This is a genomic window from Nocardia sp. NPDC051750 (genome assembly GCF_044453135.1).
Lineage (GTDB): Bacteria > Actinomycetota > Actinomycetes > Mycobacteriales > Mycobacteriaceae > Nocardia.
Genome location: NZ_JBITCK010000004.1, coordinates 602,839 through 619,324 on the forward strand (window position 1 = coordinate 602,839; position 16,486 = coordinate 619,324).

The 16,486-nt window shown below is 64.4% G+C and carries 10 protein-coding genes and 1 pseudogene; 8 read left to right on the forward strand and 3 right to left on the reverse strand.

What is annotated here, in order from left to right:
* Positions 1–1,120: 1,120 nt before the first annotated feature.
* The 5 genes and pseudogenes from rpsB to ACIA75_RS21195 all read left to right on the forward strand — a co-directional run.
* Positions 1,121–1,963 (forward strand): 30S ribosomal protein S2, encoded by an 843-nt coding sequence (gene rpsB / locus ACIA75_RS21175; protein ID WP_397106453.1) that lies wholly within the window; start codon positions 1,121–1,123, stop codon positions 1,961–1,963.
* A gap of 148 nt (positions 1,964–2,111) precedes the next feature.
* On the forward strand, positions 2,112–2,936 hold the full coding sequence (gene tsf / locus ACIA75_RS21180) for a translation elongation factor Ts (protein ID WP_397106455.1): 825 nt from the start codon (positions 2,112–2,114) through the stop codon (positions 2,934–2,936).
* Positions 2,937–3,193: 257 nt separating this feature from the next.
* Positions 3,194–3,922 carry a UMP kinase gene (gene pyrH / locus ACIA75_RS21185; RefSeq protein ID WP_397106457.1) on the forward strand — a complete coding sequence of 243 codons (729 nt, stop codon included), beginning with the start codon at positions 3,194–3,196 and terminating at the stop codon, positions 3,920–3,922.
* A gap of 50 nt (positions 3,923–3,972) precedes the next feature.
* Positions 3,973–4,530 carry a ribosome recycling factor gene (gene frr, locus ACIA75_RS21190; RefSeq protein ID WP_397106459.1) on the forward strand — a complete coding sequence of 186 codons (558 nt, stop codon included), beginning with the start codon at positions 3,973–3,975 and terminating at the stop codon, positions 4,528–4,530.
* Between the two features lie 526 nt (positions 4,531–5,056).
* Positions 5,057–5,878, forward strand: a pseudogene (locus ACIA75_RS21195) (phosphatidate cytidylyltransferase); the annotation flags it as partial.
* Between the two features lie 15 nt (positions 5,879–5,893).
* Here the strand turns inward: ACIA75_RS21195 and ACIA75_RS21200 are convergent.
* Positions 5,894–6,280 carry a lipopolysaccharide assembly LapA domain-containing protein gene (locus ACIA75_RS21200; protein ID WP_397106461.1) on the reverse strand — a complete coding sequence of 129 codons (387 nt, stop codon included), beginning with the start codon at positions 6,278–6,280 and terminating at the stop codon, positions 5,894–5,896.
* A gap of 143 nt (positions 6,281–6,423) precedes the next feature.
* Between ACIA75_RS21200 and rlmN the strand changes: the two genes are divergently transcribed.
* The 3 genes from rlmN (at position 6,424) to lhgO (ending at position 12,430) form a co-directional block, all read left to right on the forward strand.
* Positions 6,424–7,533, forward strand: coding sequence for a 23S rRNA (adenine(2503)-C(2))-methyltransferase RlmN (gene rlmN, locus ACIA75_RS21205; protein WP_397106463.1), 1,110 nt, complete (start codon positions 6,424–6,426; stop codon positions 7,531–7,533).
* A 1,054-nt stretch (positions 7,534–8,587) separates the two neighbouring features.
* Positions 8,588–11,065, forward strand: coding sequence for an NB-ARC domain-containing protein (locus tag ACIA75_RS21210; protein ID WP_397106465.1), 2,478 nt, complete (start codon positions 8,588–8,590; stop codon positions 11,063–11,065).
* Between the two features lie 150 nt (positions 11,066–11,215).
* Entirely contained in the window at positions 11,216–12,430 is a 1,215-nt protein-coding gene (gene lhgO, locus ACIA75_RS21215) for an L-2-hydroxyglutarate oxidase (RefSeq protein WP_397106467.1), read from the forward strand.
* On the opposite strand, the gene ACIA75_RS21220 is transcribed toward lhgO, so the two are convergent.
* Both ACIA75_RS21220 and ACIA75_RS21225 read right to left on the reverse strand, forming a co-directional pair.
* Positions 12,431–14,731 (reverse strand): tetratricopeptide repeat protein, encoded by a 2,301-nt coding sequence (locus ACIA75_RS21220; protein ID WP_397106469.1) that lies wholly within the window; start codon positions 14,729–14,731, stop codon positions 12,431–12,433.
* Positions 14,732–14,862: 131 nt separating this feature from the next.
* On the reverse strand, positions 14,863–16,437 hold the full coding sequence (locus tag ACIA75_RS21225; RefSeq protein ID WP_397106471.1) for an amino acid permease: 1,575 nt from the start codon (positions 16,435–16,437) through the stop codon (positions 14,863–14,865).
* Positions 16,438–16,486: the final 49 nt, after the last annotated feature.

The window sequence follows — 16,486 nt, forward strand, 5'->3', positions numbered from 1 at the left end:
TCGCCGGCATAATCTTCCGGCCCCGGGCGCTGGATCGGGTTCCATACGGGTGAGCGCCGGAAACGGCGGCCGGGTACGAGGCGGTGTGGAGTCGCGGGTGGAAGCGGTGCCACAGCCGGCCGCACAGCGGGCAATCGAGGGGTGCGCCCCGGGGCGGTCCGCTGCGATCCGCAGGAATCGGGCGCCGGCGATGAATCGGGGTGATTCGCGGGCCGGACGACGCCGCAGGTCATTCGCCGCTCATAGCGCCGGGCCCGCCGTTCGACAGCGCTGGGACCGGTGGTGCGGGCATCCCCGGGACCTTCGGGCTGGGCTGCCGTCGACCCGGATGGCCGAGACTCCGGCTCGGTGGTTGTCACCGGTACACCACCCGCCTCCGGCCGGCCGGGGTTCACCCGGCGGCGGGTATCGGCGCACCGTCCGTGACCGGCGATACGTGGGCGGAGGCCGTGCCGGGCGCGCGGCGCAGGGTCGGCGGGGCGGCCGTGCCGACACCGGATCGGACCCCGCTCTCCGGTGTCCGTCGAGCGGTGCGGCGGATGTTCGGGGGACCTTCGGGGCCACGGCGGGCGGGACTCCGCGTTGCGTTCGCCGTGGGCTTCCGGTGGCCGATCGCGGAGTGCGATATGAGGCCAGCTCGGTGGCGCCGGTGGGAGCCCGCCGGGGGTGGACCGATCGTCTTTCACGGTGTCGTCACTGGTCATATGCTGAGCTTGCCCAAGGAGGATTCCGTCCGGAACCCGCAATTCCGGTACCTGTGGATAACCCGGCTGCTGTGAATATCTTCTTTTTCAGAGGAGTGGTTCGCGCAGGGCCGGTCGTGCCCGTGCGACCGGCCGATTTCCGATTCCCGCAGCCCACGCCGTAAACTGGCCGAGCGGTCTGTGTTCGCGCTTTGTTCGTGCGGGCACCGATCGACTTCGCGCACCACCGTGCTTGTTCATCACGGCGCTGCCCGCCTCGTGCTCCTCGCGGAGCCGAAGGCCGTCGGCGCAATTCCCGAACAGGGGACGCCTCGGCTGGTCCCGATCCACCGATCGGGTCCGAGCGTTCTGTGGTGCCAGGGCAGCAGGCCGCCGGCCCGCTGCGACAACCGGCAACGAAAGAGAGTACGAGAGCTATGGCTGTCGTAACAATGAAGCAGCTGCTCGACAGCGGCGCGCACTTCGGGCACCAGACCCGTCGCTGGAACCCGAAGATGAAGCGGTTCATCTTCACCGACCGCAACGGCATCTACATCATCGACCTGCAGCAGACGCTGACCTACATCGATAAGGCCTACGAGTTCGTCAAGGAGACCGTCGCCCACGGCGGCACCGTCCTGTTCGTCGGCACCAAGAAGCAGGCCCAGGAGTCCATCGCGGCCGAGGCCACCCGGGTCGGTATGCCCTATGTGAACCAGCGCTGGCTGGGCGGCATGCTCACCAACTTCTCCACCGTGCACAAGCGCCTGCAGCGCCTCAAGGAACTCGAGGCCATGGAGCAGACCGGTGGTTTCGAGGGGCGTACCAAGAAGGAAATCCTCATGCTCACGCGTGAGATGAACAAGCTGGACCGCACCCTCGGCGGTATCCGCGATATGCAGAAGGTGCCCTCGGCCATCTGGGTCGTCGACACCAACAAAGAGCACATCGCCGTCGGCGAGGCCCGTAAGCTGAACATCCCGGTCATCGCGATCCTGGACACCAACTGCGATCCCGACCTGGTCGACTACCCGATCCCGGGTAACGACGACGCGATCCGTTCCGCCGCCCTGCTCACCAAGGTCGTCGCCTCCGCGGTGGCCGAGGGCGTGCAGGCCCGGGCCGGCCGTTCCGGCGGCGACGACAAGCCCGAAGCCGCGGCCGCCGAGCCGCTGCCGGAGTGGGAGCAGGAGCTGCTGGCGCAGGCGGCCCCGGCCGCCGAGACCCCCGCCGCCGAGGCCCCGGCCGAAGCGCCCGCGGAGACCCCGGCCGAGGCCTGAGTCGTCAACCCCGTGTCCGGCCGGCGCTCACCGGCACTGCCGAGGTGAGCGCCGCCGAACCCGAATTTCCCACAGCGGTGGTCACGGTTGCATCAGTCGTGACCACCGCTGACCGGTACCTGACATTCTCGAAGGAGGCTCGCCCCCGATGGCGAACTACACCGCCGCTGACGTGAAGCGGCTGCGGGAGCTCACCGGCTCCGGAATGATGGACTGCAAGAACGCGCTGGTCGAGACCGGCGGCGATTTCGACAAGGCCGTGGAGCTGCTGCGCATCAAAGGTGCCAAGGATGTCGGCAAGCGGGCCGAGCGCACTACCGCGGAGGGCCTGGTCATCGCCAAGGACGGCGTGATGATCGAGATCAACTCCGAAACCGACTTCGTCGCCAAGAACGCCGAATTCCAGGAGCTGGCCGACCAGATCGTCACCGCCGCCGCGGCCGCCAAACCGGCCGATGTGGACGCGCTGAAGGCCGTGGCGCTCGACGGCCGGACCGTCGACGAGGCGCTGCAGGCGCTGGCCGCCAAGATCGGCGAGAAGCTGGAACTGCGTCGCGCTGTCTCCCTGGACGGCCCGGTCGCCACCTACCTGCACAAGCGGGCGTCGGATCTGCCGCCGGCCGTCGGTGTGCTGGTCGAGTACACCGGTTCCGGCGACGCCGCCGCGGAGGCCGCCCGCGCCGCCGCCATGCAGGTCGCCGCGCTCAAGGCCAAGTACGTCACCCGCGACGAGGTCCCGGCCGACCTCGTCGAGAACGAGCGCCGCATCGCGGAGCAGACCGCTCGTGAGGAAGGCAAGCCCGAGGCTGCCCTGCCGAAGATCACCGAGGGTCGCGTGAACGGTTTCTTCAAGGATGTCGTGCTGCTCGAACAGCCGTCGGTCACCGACAACAAGAAGACCGTGAAGGCCCTGCTGGACGAAGCCGGTGTCACCGTCACCAAGTTCGCCCGGTTCGAGGTCGGTCAGGCCTGATCGCTTCGCGTAAACCCCCGTCGTAGGCACTGCGGCGGGGGTTTCGTGCTGAGCGGGGTGGTTTTACCGTCGGCCGCCCCGTCGTATCGGCGCGGAGCGGCGTAGGGCAGGATAGAGGCCGCCTTGTGTTGGCCCTGCCACGTCGCCGCGCGCCGCGCCCGAGCCACTCGGAAGCGGGCGGTACCGGTTCCCCGGCGACCTCGCACCACGAACACGACCCACCGAGCACTGCCGATCGCCGAAGGAGACGCCGACCGATGACGCACCCCGGGACCGACCGCCCAGGATATGGCCGGGTATTGCTGAAACTGGGTGGTGAGATGTTCGGCGGCGGCACTGTGGGGCTGGATCCCGATGTGGTGCAAACTGTTGCGGAGCAGATCGCCGAGGTCGTCTCCACCGGTGTACAGGTCGCGGTGGTGATCGGCGGCGGGAACTTCTTTCGCGGTGCCGAACTCGAGGAACGCGGGATGGAACGCGCCCGATCCGATTACATGGGCATGCTCGGCACGGTCATGAACAGTCTCGCGCTGCAGGATTTCCTGCAGAAACAGGGCGTCGATACCCGGGTGCAGACCGCCATCACCATGGGGCAGGTCGCCGAACCCTACCTGCCGTTGCGTGCCAAGCGGCATCTGGAGAAAGGGCGCGTCGTGATCTTCGGTGCGGGAATGGGGATGCCGTATTTCTCGACCGACACCACGGCCGCGCAGCGTGCACTGGAGATCGGCGCCGAGGTGGTGCTGATGGCCAAGGCCGTCGACGGGGTGTTCGACGCCGATCCGCGGCTGGACCCGAACGCCAGCATGTTCGAGGAGATCACCCACAAGGAAGCCATCGAACGCGATCTGAAGGTCGCCGATGCGACGGCGTTCAGTTTGTGTATGGACAACCAGATGCCGATCCTGGTGTTCAATTTGTTGACCAAGGGCAATATCGCCCGGGCGGTGGCCGGTGAGAAGATCGGCACATTGGTTCGATCCTGATACCGCGGGCCCGCGGGTCATGACGATGACGACGCAGTGGAGGAACGGTCGTGATTGAAGAAGCGCTCTTCGACGCCGAGGAAAAGATGGAGAAAGCCGTCTCGGTGGCGAAGGACGATCTCGGCAGCATCCGGACCGGGCGTGCGAACCCGGGGATGTTCGCGCGGGTCGTGGTGGACTATTACGGATCGCCGACCCCGATCACCCAGATGTCGAGTATCACCGTGCCGGAGCCGCGGATGGTGGTGGTCAAACCCTACGAGCAGGCGCAGCTGGGGCCGATCGAGACCGCGATCCGCAATTCCGACCTGGGGGTGAACCCGACCAACAACGGCGACATCCTCCGTATCTCGATCCCGCAGCTCACCGAGGAACGGCGCCGCGAACTGGTCAAACAGGCCAAGCAGAAGGGCGAGGACGCCAAGGTCTCGATCCGCAATGTGCGCCGTAAGTCCATGGACGAGCTGGGCCGGATCCAGAAGGACGGCGAGGCCGGCGAGGACGAGGTCGGGCGGGCCGAGAAGGAGCTGGACAAGACCACGGCCAGGTATGTCGGTCAGATCGACGAGCTGGTGAAACACAAGGAATCCGAACTGCTCGAGATCTGAGCGGCGATCTGGATGTTTCCGCTGTAGCAGCGGTGGTGTACTTTGCGCAGGCGCGTCGGGTGACGTGGGATGCGCAGATCGTCCGAGACGGCACGAGCGGTAGGTGCCGTGCGGAATACGGTGTCGCAGCGACACCGGGCCGGCGTCCACCGGACCACCGGGTCCGCGGATTGACGCACAATGAGAACAGCGGAGCGGAGCTACGCGCGCTTCGGGTGGGAACGAACGGAACGACGACGAGTTGAGCGACGGGACAATCGTGGCCGAGAAAGCCGCCGCGACCGGTGCGGCCCGACCGCAGCCGCCGGCCGAGGGCAGATCCGAATCGACACCGGCAGCGACCGGTGCGTCCGCAGCGGCGGCATCGACCGGTGCGGGCACGGGCACCGGGTCGGGTGCGGGCGCTGCGTCCACCGGTACATCTGCGGCCGGGGGGCCCACGGAGGCGTCCGCCGGTTCTGCGCCGGCCGGTGGGTCCGCGGGGTCCGGGCCCGCGGGCGATGCACCCGCGGACACTGCGACACGGCGGTCCCGGGCGGGCCGGAATCTCCCGGCCGCTCTCGCCGTCGGTCTGACCCTCGGGGTGTCGCTCATCGCCATCCTGCTGTTCGTACCGAAGGTTTTCATCGGTGTCGCCGGTGTCGCAGTCGGCATCGCCACCTGGGAGGTGGCCAAACGGCTGCGGGAAGCCGATGTGCTGGTACCCCGCACCCCGCTGATTCTCGGCGGTCAGGCGGTGTTCTGGATGGGCTGGCCGTTCGGTGCCGGTGGAATGGCCGGTTCGTTCGCGGCCACGGTGCTGGCCTGTATGGTCTGGCGGCTGTTCGACCACGGCCTGCACACCGCACCCCGCAACTTTCTGCGCGATACCGCCATCACGGTGTTCACCCTGGCCTGGATCCCGCTGCTGGCCTCGTTCGCGGTGCTGCTTCTGCTGGAGGATCCGGACGGCAACCTGCGGGTGCTGACCTTCATGATCCTGGTGGTGTGCTCCGATGTGGGCGGTTATGTGGCCGGTGTGCTGTTCGGCCGCCACCCGATGGTGCCTTCGATCAGCCCGAAGAAATCCTGGGAGGGTTTCTGCGGGTCGCTGGTGTTCGCGATCATCGGCGGTCTGCTCACCGTGACCCTGCTGCTGGAAGCGAACTCCATGATCGGAGTGGTGCTCGGGGTGGGTCTGGTTGTGATCGCGACCCTGGGCGATCTGATCGAATCGCAGATCAAGCGCGAGCTGGGCATCAAAGATATGGGCACGATGCTGCCCGGGCACGGCGGCATCATGGACCGGCTCGATTCCATGCTGCCCTCGGCGTTCGTGTCCTGGCTGGTACTCAGCACACTCGTCTGACGCCCGCCCGCCGGGTCAGGGCTTGTGCACCGCCCGGCGCAGCTGAACAATCCGGACGCCGCCCACCAGAGCCATCACCAGGGCGCCCGCTATCACCGAGAGCAGGATCGTCACACCCAGCGGCAGCGAGAAGCTCCAGAAGAGCATTTCGACATCGGCATCCTGCGAGTTCTGGATGATGAAGATGAGCAGGACGATGCCGAGGATCGCCGCGACGATCAACGCGATCCAGGTATTGCCGACCCGGGATTTGCCCACCTCCTTGCGTCGGCGGGTCCGGTCGGTCGTTTTCCGGCCGGTAGCGGCGGGTGCCGGTTTGCCGCCGATCGGCTCGGTCGGCCGTCCGGCCGGCGTACCGGGGACAGCACCGGGCTCAGGGGTTCGATCATCAGAGGTCGCCATATGTCGATGATTGCCGACAGCTATCGCCGGCGCACGGATTTCCGCTCCGCTCGTCGATCGCGCCGCCGGGTCGGTGTGCCTCCCCGCACCTCGAGGTGGCTTGTCGCTGGTCACATCGGGCGAGATGCCACACTGGTAGCACTATGACCGCGCCCTTGCCCTTGGTTTTCGACGCACCCCGCCGCGGGATGCCGCCCCGCCACCTCGCCGATCTCGATGCCGAGGGGCGTCGCGCCGCCATGGCCGAACTCGGGCTGCCGAAGTTCCGCGCCGACCAGATCGCCCGCCAGTACTACGGCCGGCTGCAGGCCGATCCCGCCGAAATGACCGACCTGCCCGCTGCCGTGCGGGCTACTGTCGCCGAAACGCTCTTCCCGCCGCTGCTGACCCCCGTCCGGCATATCACCTGTGATGCCGGTGAGACCCGCAAGACGTTGTGGCGGGCCGGTGACGGGACGCTGCTGGAGAGCGTGCTCATGCGCTACCCCGACCGCGCCACCCTGTGCATCTCCAGCCAGGCCGGCTGCGGTATGGCCTGTCCGTTCTGCGCTACCGGCCAGGGCGGGCTGAACCGCAACCTGTCCACCGCCGAGATCGTCGACCAGGTGCGTGCCGCCGCGGCCGATCTCCGCGACGGCGCCGTCCCCGGCGGGGCCGGCCGCCTCTCGAATATCGTGTTCATGGGGATGGGGGAGCCGCTGGCCAACTACAAGCGGGTGGTGAACGCGGTCCGCCGTATCACCTCGCCCGCCCCGGACGGTCTCGGGATCTCGCAGCGCAATGTGGTGGTGTCGACGGTGGGCCTGGCCCCGGCGATCCGCAAACTCGCCGACGAGGATCTCTCGGTCACCCTGGCCGTATCCCTGCACACTCCCGACGACGAACTCCGCGACACCCTGGTCCCGGTGAACAACCGCTGGCCGGTATCCGAGGTCCTCGACGCGGCGCGCTACTACGCCGATAAATCCGGCCGTCGTGTCTCCATCGAATACGCGCTGATCCGCGATATCAACGACCAGCCGTGGCGGGCGGATATGCTCGGCGCGAAACTTCACAAGGCGCTCGGCCCGCGCGTGCACGTGAACGTCATTCCGCTGAACCCCACCCCCGGGAGCAAATGGGATGCCAGCCCGAAACCGGTCGAACGAGAATTCGTGCGCCGGGTCGAGGCACAGGGCGTGCCCTGCACGGTCCGTGATACCCGCGGCCAGGAGATCGCCGCCGCCTGCGGCCAGCTGGCCGCCGAGGCGTAGCGCAGTCAGGCTTTCACCTGGTGAGCTTGTCTGGGAAATACTGCGCTTCGGCGCTCAGCAGATCCAGTCCGGCTCGAGGTAGATCTTCGCAGATTTCGACCGCTAGTCCGTCGTGGTCGCGTGGCTGACCGAGCATACGAAGTCAGGGCTGCGTGTTAGCCGTCTTCCCCCGCCGGGGGACGTACCGATTGGATTGCGCAGCTCGAAGACCGGTGGAAGCCTTGCTGGTCGGCACCTGCGGCACGCGCGGGCCCGGCGTCGTAAACCACCGCCGCCGCGTCGATTTGCCCGGTGCGGCCGCTAATCGTTGCCGTGTCCTCGCCTCTATTCGCCACTTCGCAGGGCAAGCTCGCAGCGCTGGCTGTGCGACCGCGACAGCCAGGGTTCGGCAACCTTGACCGGATCCCGTACTGGTATCTCGCACACGAACACTTTGCTGGAGGACCGAGACTTCGGCCGGAACGGTCCGAACTGGCTGTTTCGAGCAGGACGACCAGCATCGGCGGTTCCCTATCTGATGCCGGACGAACAACCGACTCTCACGCTTGTGCACCAGGATGGTCTCCGCCTAGAACAGGAACGTAATGAGTGGCCGCACGTCCTGGCCCGGCTCGACCTGTAGTGGAATTCAGTGTCGGCATCGCGAGTTGCATCGACGTGATCTCCTGTGTGGCAGTGCTTTCCGTTGGGTGCATGGCGGAGTAGGCTATCTTGCAAGCGAAGGCGAGATAGGGGGTTACCAGTGATGCCTGATTGCCTTACGGCGCGCGCCTCTAATTTTTGTCTGTCGTGAATCGGAACGCGCCGGGTGGGCGAGCACTGTCAACTCATCGCTCGAGGTCGGTTATCGGCTGGAACGGGCCCCCACCAGATGCCCTGGCGTGGGCAAGACGGTGCTGGGTTTATCGGGCGCGGCACATCACACTTCCGAACACCAAGTCGTGTGGTTGTTGGAGGGATCTGCGGGCTCCCCGCCGGACCTCCAGCCGACGAGTAGCGTTCGGCGGCCTGTGGATCTCAACTACGTTTCAGTACAACGAATAGGGGAAGAATAATGGGCACGGCGGTCGGCATCGGCGACGTACGAATGAGTCGTGCAAGGTTATATGTCCTTATTGATGGTTTCGAGCACGATATGCGCAAGGTAATCGAAACAACGTTACTTGCTGATTATTCCGAGCGTGAGTTGTTAACTGAAAGCGAGTTCATCGAAGCAGTAAATCGGCAGGATAGAGACGAGAACAGCGACGCTGCGAGTCTAATTCACTATATGGATCTTCGGGCGACATACGACCTGTTGCTCCGAAACAAGGACGAACTGCCGTACGCTTTAACTACCGAGCTCGCCAAGAACGCGCCACGCATCCAGAGCCTGGTCCCGATTCGGCATCGAGTAATGCACGGTCGCCCTCTTAATGCGGATGATCTATTGCAGGCCGTATCTATCCTGGATGAATTTCAAACACGGTATTGGCACAACGTGAAAACGACGCTCACTCGATTGCGAAAGGATCCGGCATGGGAGCCATATTTCGAGCGGTTGTCGCCTTCGGACGAAAAAATTGTACATAACCTTCCTGAGGTTGATTACGACGAGACCACCTTCATTGGAAGAAAGGACGAGGCGGAAAAGCTGCTGCGTGACCTGAAGCGACGTCGCGACGCTGTTATTACCATTATCGGCGAAGGAGGGATCGGGAAAACGGCGTTGGCACTGGACATCGCATATAAGCTGCTTGATAGTGATGACAATCCGTACGAAGCCATACTGTGGGTTTCTCTCAAGACGGAACGACTGACGGCACACGGTGTAGAAGCAATTAGAGGTGCTATTGACGCTGTGCCTGAATCTGTCGTTGAGATCGGCCGTGGAATTTCGGGCGATTTCTCGGGTAGTCTGGGTGATCTAGCTTTTGCCCTGGATGGAATCCAATGTCTCATAATTATCGACAATCTTGAAACAGTGCGCGGCGACGAAGTTGTCGAGATGTATGACCGTCTGCCTACGACGGTCAATTACTTGTTCACAAGCAGGGTTGGAATCGGGCAGATAGAGCGAACTTTCAAACTTCCGCCTCTCAGCGAGAAGGAATCCAAGCTGCTGTTGAGAAAGTTTGCTTCGGCCCGAGGACAAAAGTCTCTACTCCGGATGTCGGATAAAGACCTTGGCGAGACCGTCCGAAAACTGAGGTTTAGCCCATTGGCAATACGTTGGTATGTTCTTTCGGCTGAATCAGGGAGAGTCCCCCTCGACGTGGTCACTGATCAGGGGCAACTTCTCGATTTTTGCGTGCGGAACGTGTATGAACGATTGAGTGACGAATCCCATGTCATACTGAATATATTGCGAACACTGGATCGCGCTATCGGATTCGCTGAATTCTCGGTATTGACCAACTTTGCGATCGATGATCTTCGACGCGCCACACAAGAGCTTAATCGTGGCTCTCTGGTAAGTATCGAGGCCGATTCGAACGGTGCTGCCGCTGGGAAATTGGTGCTGACAGAAACGGCTCGAATATTTCTTCCGCGGCCAGATCTGCAAGGTAGATTTATATCAGAAATTTTGCGTCGTGAGCAGGAACTCCGCGAGTCTGCAAGGGTCGGTATCGGAGGCAGGATCGATCGGATCGACACCACAAGGGTGCTCGCTCGCGATGAGAACGATCGATCTGCAGTATTCCTTCTGAATCGAGCGTTGCGACTCGCGAAGTCGGGCCAATATGCACTGGCTCATGACAATATTGAGCGAGCGGAGGCATTCGCTCCTGAATATTCCGAAGTGCATCGGGTATCTGGTCACGTTCACAAAATGGAGGGTAATCATGGGACTGCCGTTGAGAAGTTCCAGCATGCACTTGGTTATGCTTCTGATGATGCATCTGTCGCGACAACCAGTTTTGAGCTTGCGAACGTACTCGCTAGACAGAGGCTGGACGCCGAGCTGGCAGTCCCCCACGCTCGCAAAGCATATGATCTCGTTCCAAGCCAGCCCACCGCGCTGCTCCTGGGTCGGGTATTGACCTGGTATGGTGCGTTCGATGAGGGCCAGGGCTATATTGAAAAGGCGCTGGAAAATGCGTCTGGCAGGCATAAGTTGATTGCTTGCTCCGCTTTGGTGGAAAATTGGTGCAAGTGGGCAGACCATGCTATGAAGACAGCTGACTATCAAGGCGCATTCGAAAAGGCTGCTAATGGTGTCCAGGTGGGGTCTGTAATCCTTCGGGAATTTTCGGATGATAGCAAGCTGTACGAGAGGGTTGCGGAATGTGCCATTCTTCTGACTCAATCGAGTAGCACGCTGGCACGCCGCGGTATCGGTCATCCGGAGATGGCATCTCAAACGTTCAAGTCCGTTTACAAGTTTGTAGAGGAAGGCGGCAGCAGGATACCGTTTCGCAAGAGGCGTGTGCTGCATGATGTTCTGGAGACTGCTGCGGCACTATCTAACGGCGGAGACGAGGTAGGGGTATTTCAGGCTCGGACTATTGGAGCTCTTGGCAAGAGTATGACAATTGAGAATACCGACTGACACCTCGGCGACTAAGGCGACAGGATGATATCACCGATAAACGTATTCAGTACGCGACGGCTGGTTTTCGGCGGTACCTGATCATCCTGTTGGAGCAGAATGAGGAGTCGTCGAACCCACAGGCTCGACGCACGTTGATCGGAGCGAGGTATGGCCGACCGGGTGGTCGTCGTTGTCGGTGCGGGGATCGTGGGACTCGCGGTTGCCCGCGAAATCGGCCGCCGGCATCCCGGGGACCGTGTAGTGGTTCTGGAGAAGGAAGACCGGGTAGCTGTGCACCAGACCGGGCACAACTCCGGGGTGGTGCACGCCGGGATCTATTACCAGCCGGGGAGTTTGAAGGCCGTTCTCTGTGCGCGAGGGCGGGGGATGCTGCGCGACTATTGTGCCGAGCGGGGTCTGCCCTACGAGGAGTGCGGCAAACTTGTTGTCGCGGTGGACAACGAGGAAATGGGTCGCCTGGACGTCCTGGAGGCGCGTGCGGGGCAGAATGCTGTGCCGGGGCTGCGGCGGGTGGATTCGGCGGGTATCCGCGATATCGAACCGTTCGCGGCGGGAGTCGCGGCGCTGTACTCACCGTATACCGCGATCACCGATTTCCGGCGCGTGGCCGAGGCGTTCGCGGCGGACGTGGTCGCCGCGGGTGGTGAGGTGTGGACATCGAGTCCGGTCCATCGGATCACGCGTATCGCCTCGGGCGCCGAGCTCGGCACGGGGGAGCAGGTTCTGCGCGCGGATCAGGTCGTGCTCTGCCCCGGATTACACGCCGACACCGTGGCGGGGATGGCGGGAGCCGAATCCGGCCCGCGCATAATCCCTTTCCGCGGTGAGTACATGAACGTCGCGCCGCGGAAAGCCGGTTTGGTGCGTGGGCTGGTGTATCCGGTCCCCGATCCCCGGTATCCGTTCCTGGGAGTGCATTTCACGCGGCGGGTGTCGGGGACGGTGGAGGTGGGGCCGAACGCCGTACTCGCTTTCGCGCGGGACGGTTATCGACGCTCCCGCGTGTCACCGCGAGATCTCGCGAGTACGGTGAGCTGGCCGGGGTTCCGCAGGATGGCGCGGCAGCATTGGCGTACGGGGATCGAGGAGATGTACGGGTCGGTATCGACGGCGGCCTATATGCGGAAGGCGCAGCGCTACATCCCCGAGATCGGCGCGGCGGATGTGGTGCGCGGCGGAGCCGGAGTGCGCGCACAGGCGTTGGATGCCGACGGCACGCTGGTCGACGATTTCCGGATCGACCGGTTGGGCCCGATCACCGCTGTCCGTAATGCACCCTCGCCCGCGGCGACCTCCGCGCTCGCCATCGCCGGATACGTCGTCGATGTGATCGACGGTCAGGACGAGGGTGCGCTGCGCTGATCACCACCAGGACCGGGGCCGCAGATAATTGGCCAGGTCGATCAGGGCGTACCGCTGTAACCGCCGCGGTGCGGTGCGGGCGATGTGACGCAGCACCAGCTCGATCCCCTTACGGAGTTCCTCGTCGGTGTAACGCAGGCCGAGGATGGTGGCATCCGGGTCCTGCGGGCCTTCGCCTTCTCGCAGCCAGGCCAGGGCGGCGCCCAGGACGAGGGCTCGCATCTGCTGGAGGCGGGGTTCGTCGGGGAGCTCCTGCAGGCGCTCGGCGGCCGCGTCGAGATCGGATCGGGTGAGGTCGGCAATCGGACGGGAGACCAGCAGCAGGCAGCCGGTCAGCCGTGCCACATTGTGGTGCCGTGAGGTCTCGGGCATCAGTTGCAGCGTGGCGACTGCCCCGGTGGTGTCGCCGGCGGCGGCGAGCCGGCGGGCGAGGCCGAATGCCGCACTCGCTACGCCGTGATTGGTCTGCCAGACGGCCCGGTAGTACTCGATCGCCGCCCGGTTCCAGCGATCCTGATCCGGTGCGCCGGTGTCGAGCAGGAGTTCGGCGGTCGCGGCCAGAGCCAACTGTGGTGCGATCTCGCCGGGAACCGTGGAATGCACGAGATCGAATTGCTCGTAGGCCTTCTCGTAGTCGCCGCTGGTGAGTTCGGCAACTCCCGAATACCAGTCGATACGCCAGTCCGTGCGGCTTTCCAGCCGCAGGCCGGTGAGTTTGGCGCGCACGTATTCCACCTCGCCCAGATCGAGATAGGCGCGGACCTCTGTCAGGATGCCTTCCAGTTCGAAGTTACCGGGTGTAGCGATCTTGCCGGTGCGCATGTCCTCCCGGGTCTGGCGCAGCGTGTCCAGGGCGCGGCGCGGCGCGCCGTGCAGTAGCGGCAACAACAGATCTGCGGTGGGATCTTCGCTGTCGATCAGGGGTACCGGCAGTGCGGAAACGACACTCGCCGGATCGAGGACGGCCACCCGGTGCACGCCGTCGACGATGCCGTCGGTCTGCCGGATCAGGGTGTCGATTCCGAAATCGCCGCGCGGAGCGCCGAATACGGTGGACACCTGCGGGTAGTCCCGGTCGTTGTCCTCGGCGAGGACGGCCCGCAGCACGCCGAGGAGCTGGCGATACATCGCATAGGCGGACGGAAAGCGTTGTGCTGGGTCCTCTTCGGTGGCTCGTGCCAGCAAGCGTGCGAACGACGGATAGCGGCGCAGCACCGGTTCGTCATCGGGGGAGGGAAGGCCGGGCAGCTTATGGCTGTGCCGGTCGGTCGAGATCTTCATGGTCAGGGCGGCCAGGGTGCGGCCCACCGTATAGATATCGGAGGCCACGGTGGGCCCGGTCCGGGCGAATTCCGGCGCCTGGTATCCGAGGGTCCCGTACAGGCTGCCACCGGACTCCCGGGCAGCGACCGCGCCGAGGTCGATGAGTTTGACCTCGGCCTCGCTGACCATGATGTTGTCGGGCTTCAGATCGTTGTACGCCAGGCCGAAGGAATGCAGATAGTCCAGTGCTGGAAGGACTTCCAGCATGTAGGCGATGGCCGCGGCGACCGGGAGGTGATCCGGGGCGCGGAGATCCAGCTCGGTCCGCAGGGAGCGTCCGCCGACATACTCCATCACGATGTAGCCGATCGGAATCCTGTCCCCGGACTGGTGTTTGACGAAGTTGAAGATCTTCACGATCGCCGGATGCGCCATCTCCGAGAGGAACTGACGTTCGGCCAGTGCCACCACATGAGCCTCGATATCGAGAGGATTCTGCAGCCCTTTCAACACCACCCAGCGGCTGCTGACATTGCGATCGCGGGCCAGGAATATCCATCCCATCCCGCCGTAGGCCAGGCAGCCACGCACCTCGTACTGACCGGCGACCAGCTCGCCGGGCTCGAGCAGCGGCCGGAAGTTGAACGGTGATTCGCAGTGCGCACAGGTGCCCTCGGAGCTACCGTGCCGGCCGTTACCGGACCGCCCGACCGGGTGCCGGCATTTCCAGCAGAACCGTTTGTCCTCGGGCACTTCGGGATTGCGCAGCACGGCGGCCGCCGGATCGAGCGGTGTCACCGGTGGCAGCGTGATCAGCCCGGCCCCGATCCGGCGCAGACCGGGGCGGGACCGTCCGTCCGAATCCGGCTCCGCCGGCCGTGACAGGTCGGCATCCTCCTCCGGTTCCCACGGACTGGTTCGGGTGCCCAGTGTTCGCCGAGTGCCCCATCGATCCGGCGTATCGGTGGCATCGTGCAGCTGCCCGGCGGCCGAGGTGAGCGGCTGCGGGTGGCCGGATGGGCTGGAGTTCTCGACCATTCGCCTTCTCAGAACCTCGAACTTTCGCAGTGGCCCGGAAAATCCGACCGCTCCGCAGCCGGAGGGAATCCGTGCTGCGGAGCGGGGCCGGTTTCGATGGCGTCACGGTCGAATGCCGGGACCAACGGGCATCAGTGCGATTGTGCCTCATCATCCGGCGGGGTGCGACTCGCCGACGGCGGATCCGTGATATCCCCGGCCGATGAAACACCGCCCTCATTACGGTGTTTCATCGGCCGCTCGGGGAGCACCGGGAACTGCCCGGTGTGACCCTCACGGGCCGCCGCCAGGGCCAGCACCCGGCGCCGGGCCAGGAACCAGCCGCCGACCATGAGCGGCGCCACGATGCACACCATGCCGATGACGGCACCGCGCTGCACTATGTCGTCGCTGGTGGCCATGATGACGACCACCCCCGCCAGGAAGACCAGCGTCGCGATACTGGTGTACGGCGCGCCGATCAGGCGGAAGGCGGGGCGCTCGACCTTGCCTTCCCGCGACCACCGCCACAGCTGCAGCTGGCAGAGGATGATCACCGTCCAGGCGAACAGTGTGGCCATTGCCGACACATTCAGCACGATCTCGAACGCCTGGGCCGGGACGATCGCGTTCAGGCCGACACCGGCCAGCGCGACCGTGCCGGTGGCGAGGATGCCCACATACGGCACACCGCGGGTGGACATCCGCGAGTAGATACTGGGCGCGCTGCCGTTCACCGACATCGACCGCAGGATGCGGCCGGTCGAATACAGGCCGGCGTTCAGGCTGGAGAACGCCGCGGTCAGCACGACCAGGTTCATGACCGTCCCGGCGCCCTCGACGCCCAGCTTGCTGAAGAACGTCACGAACGGGCTGGTCTCCGAGTCGAAGTCGGTATAAGGCACCAGCAGGGCAAGCAGTACGAGCGAGCCGACGTAGAACAGCGCGATACGGGCGATCACCGAGTTGATGGCCCGCGGCATGATCTTCGCCGGATTCTCCGTCTCACCGGCGGCGGTGCCGATCAATTCCACCGAGGCATAGGCGAAGACGACGCCGGTGATGGCCAGGACCAGTGGCATCGCACCATGGGGCAGCAGGCCGCCGTTATCGCTGATCACGCTGATCCCGGTAGCGGCGCCGTCGATCGTGAACCGGCCGGCCAGGAAGATGGTGCCGACGATCAGGAAGGTGACCAGGGCCACGACCTTGATCAGGGAGGCCCAGAATTCCAGTTCGCCGAACCACTTCACCGAGATCATATTGATCGCGACCACGATGACCAGCGCTATCAGCGCGATCACCCACTGCGGAACCACCTCGAAGGCGCCCCAGAAGTGCATGTAGGTGGCGATCGCGGTGATATCGACAATGCCGGTCATACACCAGTGGAAGAAGTACATCCAGCCCACGCCGAAGGCCAGTTTCTCCCCGTAGAACTCGCGGGCGTAGGAGACGAACGACCCGGAGGACGGGCGGTGCAGCACCAGCTCGCCGAGGGCTCGCAGGACGAAGAAGACGAAGACGCCGCAGATCGCGTAGGCCAGGAACAAACCGGGGCCCGCAGTGTGGAGCCGGCCGCCCGCGCCGAGGAACAGTCCGGTCCCGATGGCGCCGCCGATCGCGATCATCTGGATCTGGCGGGGCTTCAGGGACTTGTGGTAGCCCGCATCCTCGGCATTGAGAGCGTGGGATTCGGTGCTGGGGGGAGGTTTGACGGTGGTCATGATGGGACCTTTCCAGTGATGCCGATCATACCAATGTTCGGTGTAACGT

Excerpts from the sequence above, each read along its gene's own strand:
- rpsB (WP_397106453.1), top strand. The coding sequence starts at position 1,121 with ATGGCTGTCGTAACAATGAAGCAGCTGCTCGACAGCGGCGCGCACTTC.
- tsf (WP_397106455.1), top strand. The coding sequence starts at position 2,112 with ATGGCGAACTACACCGCCGCTGACGTGAAGCGGCTGCGGGAGCTCACC.
- pyrH (WP_397106457.1), top strand. The coding sequence starts at position 3,194 with ATGACGCACCCCGGGACCGACCGCCCAGGATATGGCCGGGTATTGCTG.
- ACIA75_RS21200 (WP_397106461.1), bottom strand. The coding sequence starts at position 6,280 with ATGGCGACCTCTGATGATCGAACCCCTGAGCCCGGTGCTGTCCCCGGT.
- rlmN (WP_397106463.1), top strand. The coding sequence starts at position 6,424 with ATGACCGCGCCCTTGCCCTTGGTTTTCGACGCACCCCGCCGCGGGATG.
- ACIA75_RS21210 (WP_397106465.1), top strand. The coding sequence starts at position 8,588 with ATGGGCACGGCGGTCGGCATCGGCGACGTACGAATGAGTCGTGCAAGG.
- lhgO (WP_397106467.1), top strand. The coding sequence starts at position 11,216 with ATGGCCGACCGGGTGGTCGTCGTTGTCGGTGCGGGGATCGTGGGACTC.
- ACIA75_RS21220 (WP_397106469.1), bottom strand. The coding sequence starts at position 14,731 with ATGGTCGAGAACTCCAGCCCATCCGGCCACCCGCAGCCGCTCACCTCG.
- ACIA75_RS21225 (WP_397106471.1), bottom strand. The coding sequence starts at position 16,437 with ATGACCACCGTCAAACCTCCCCCCAGCACCGAATCCCACGCTCTCAAT.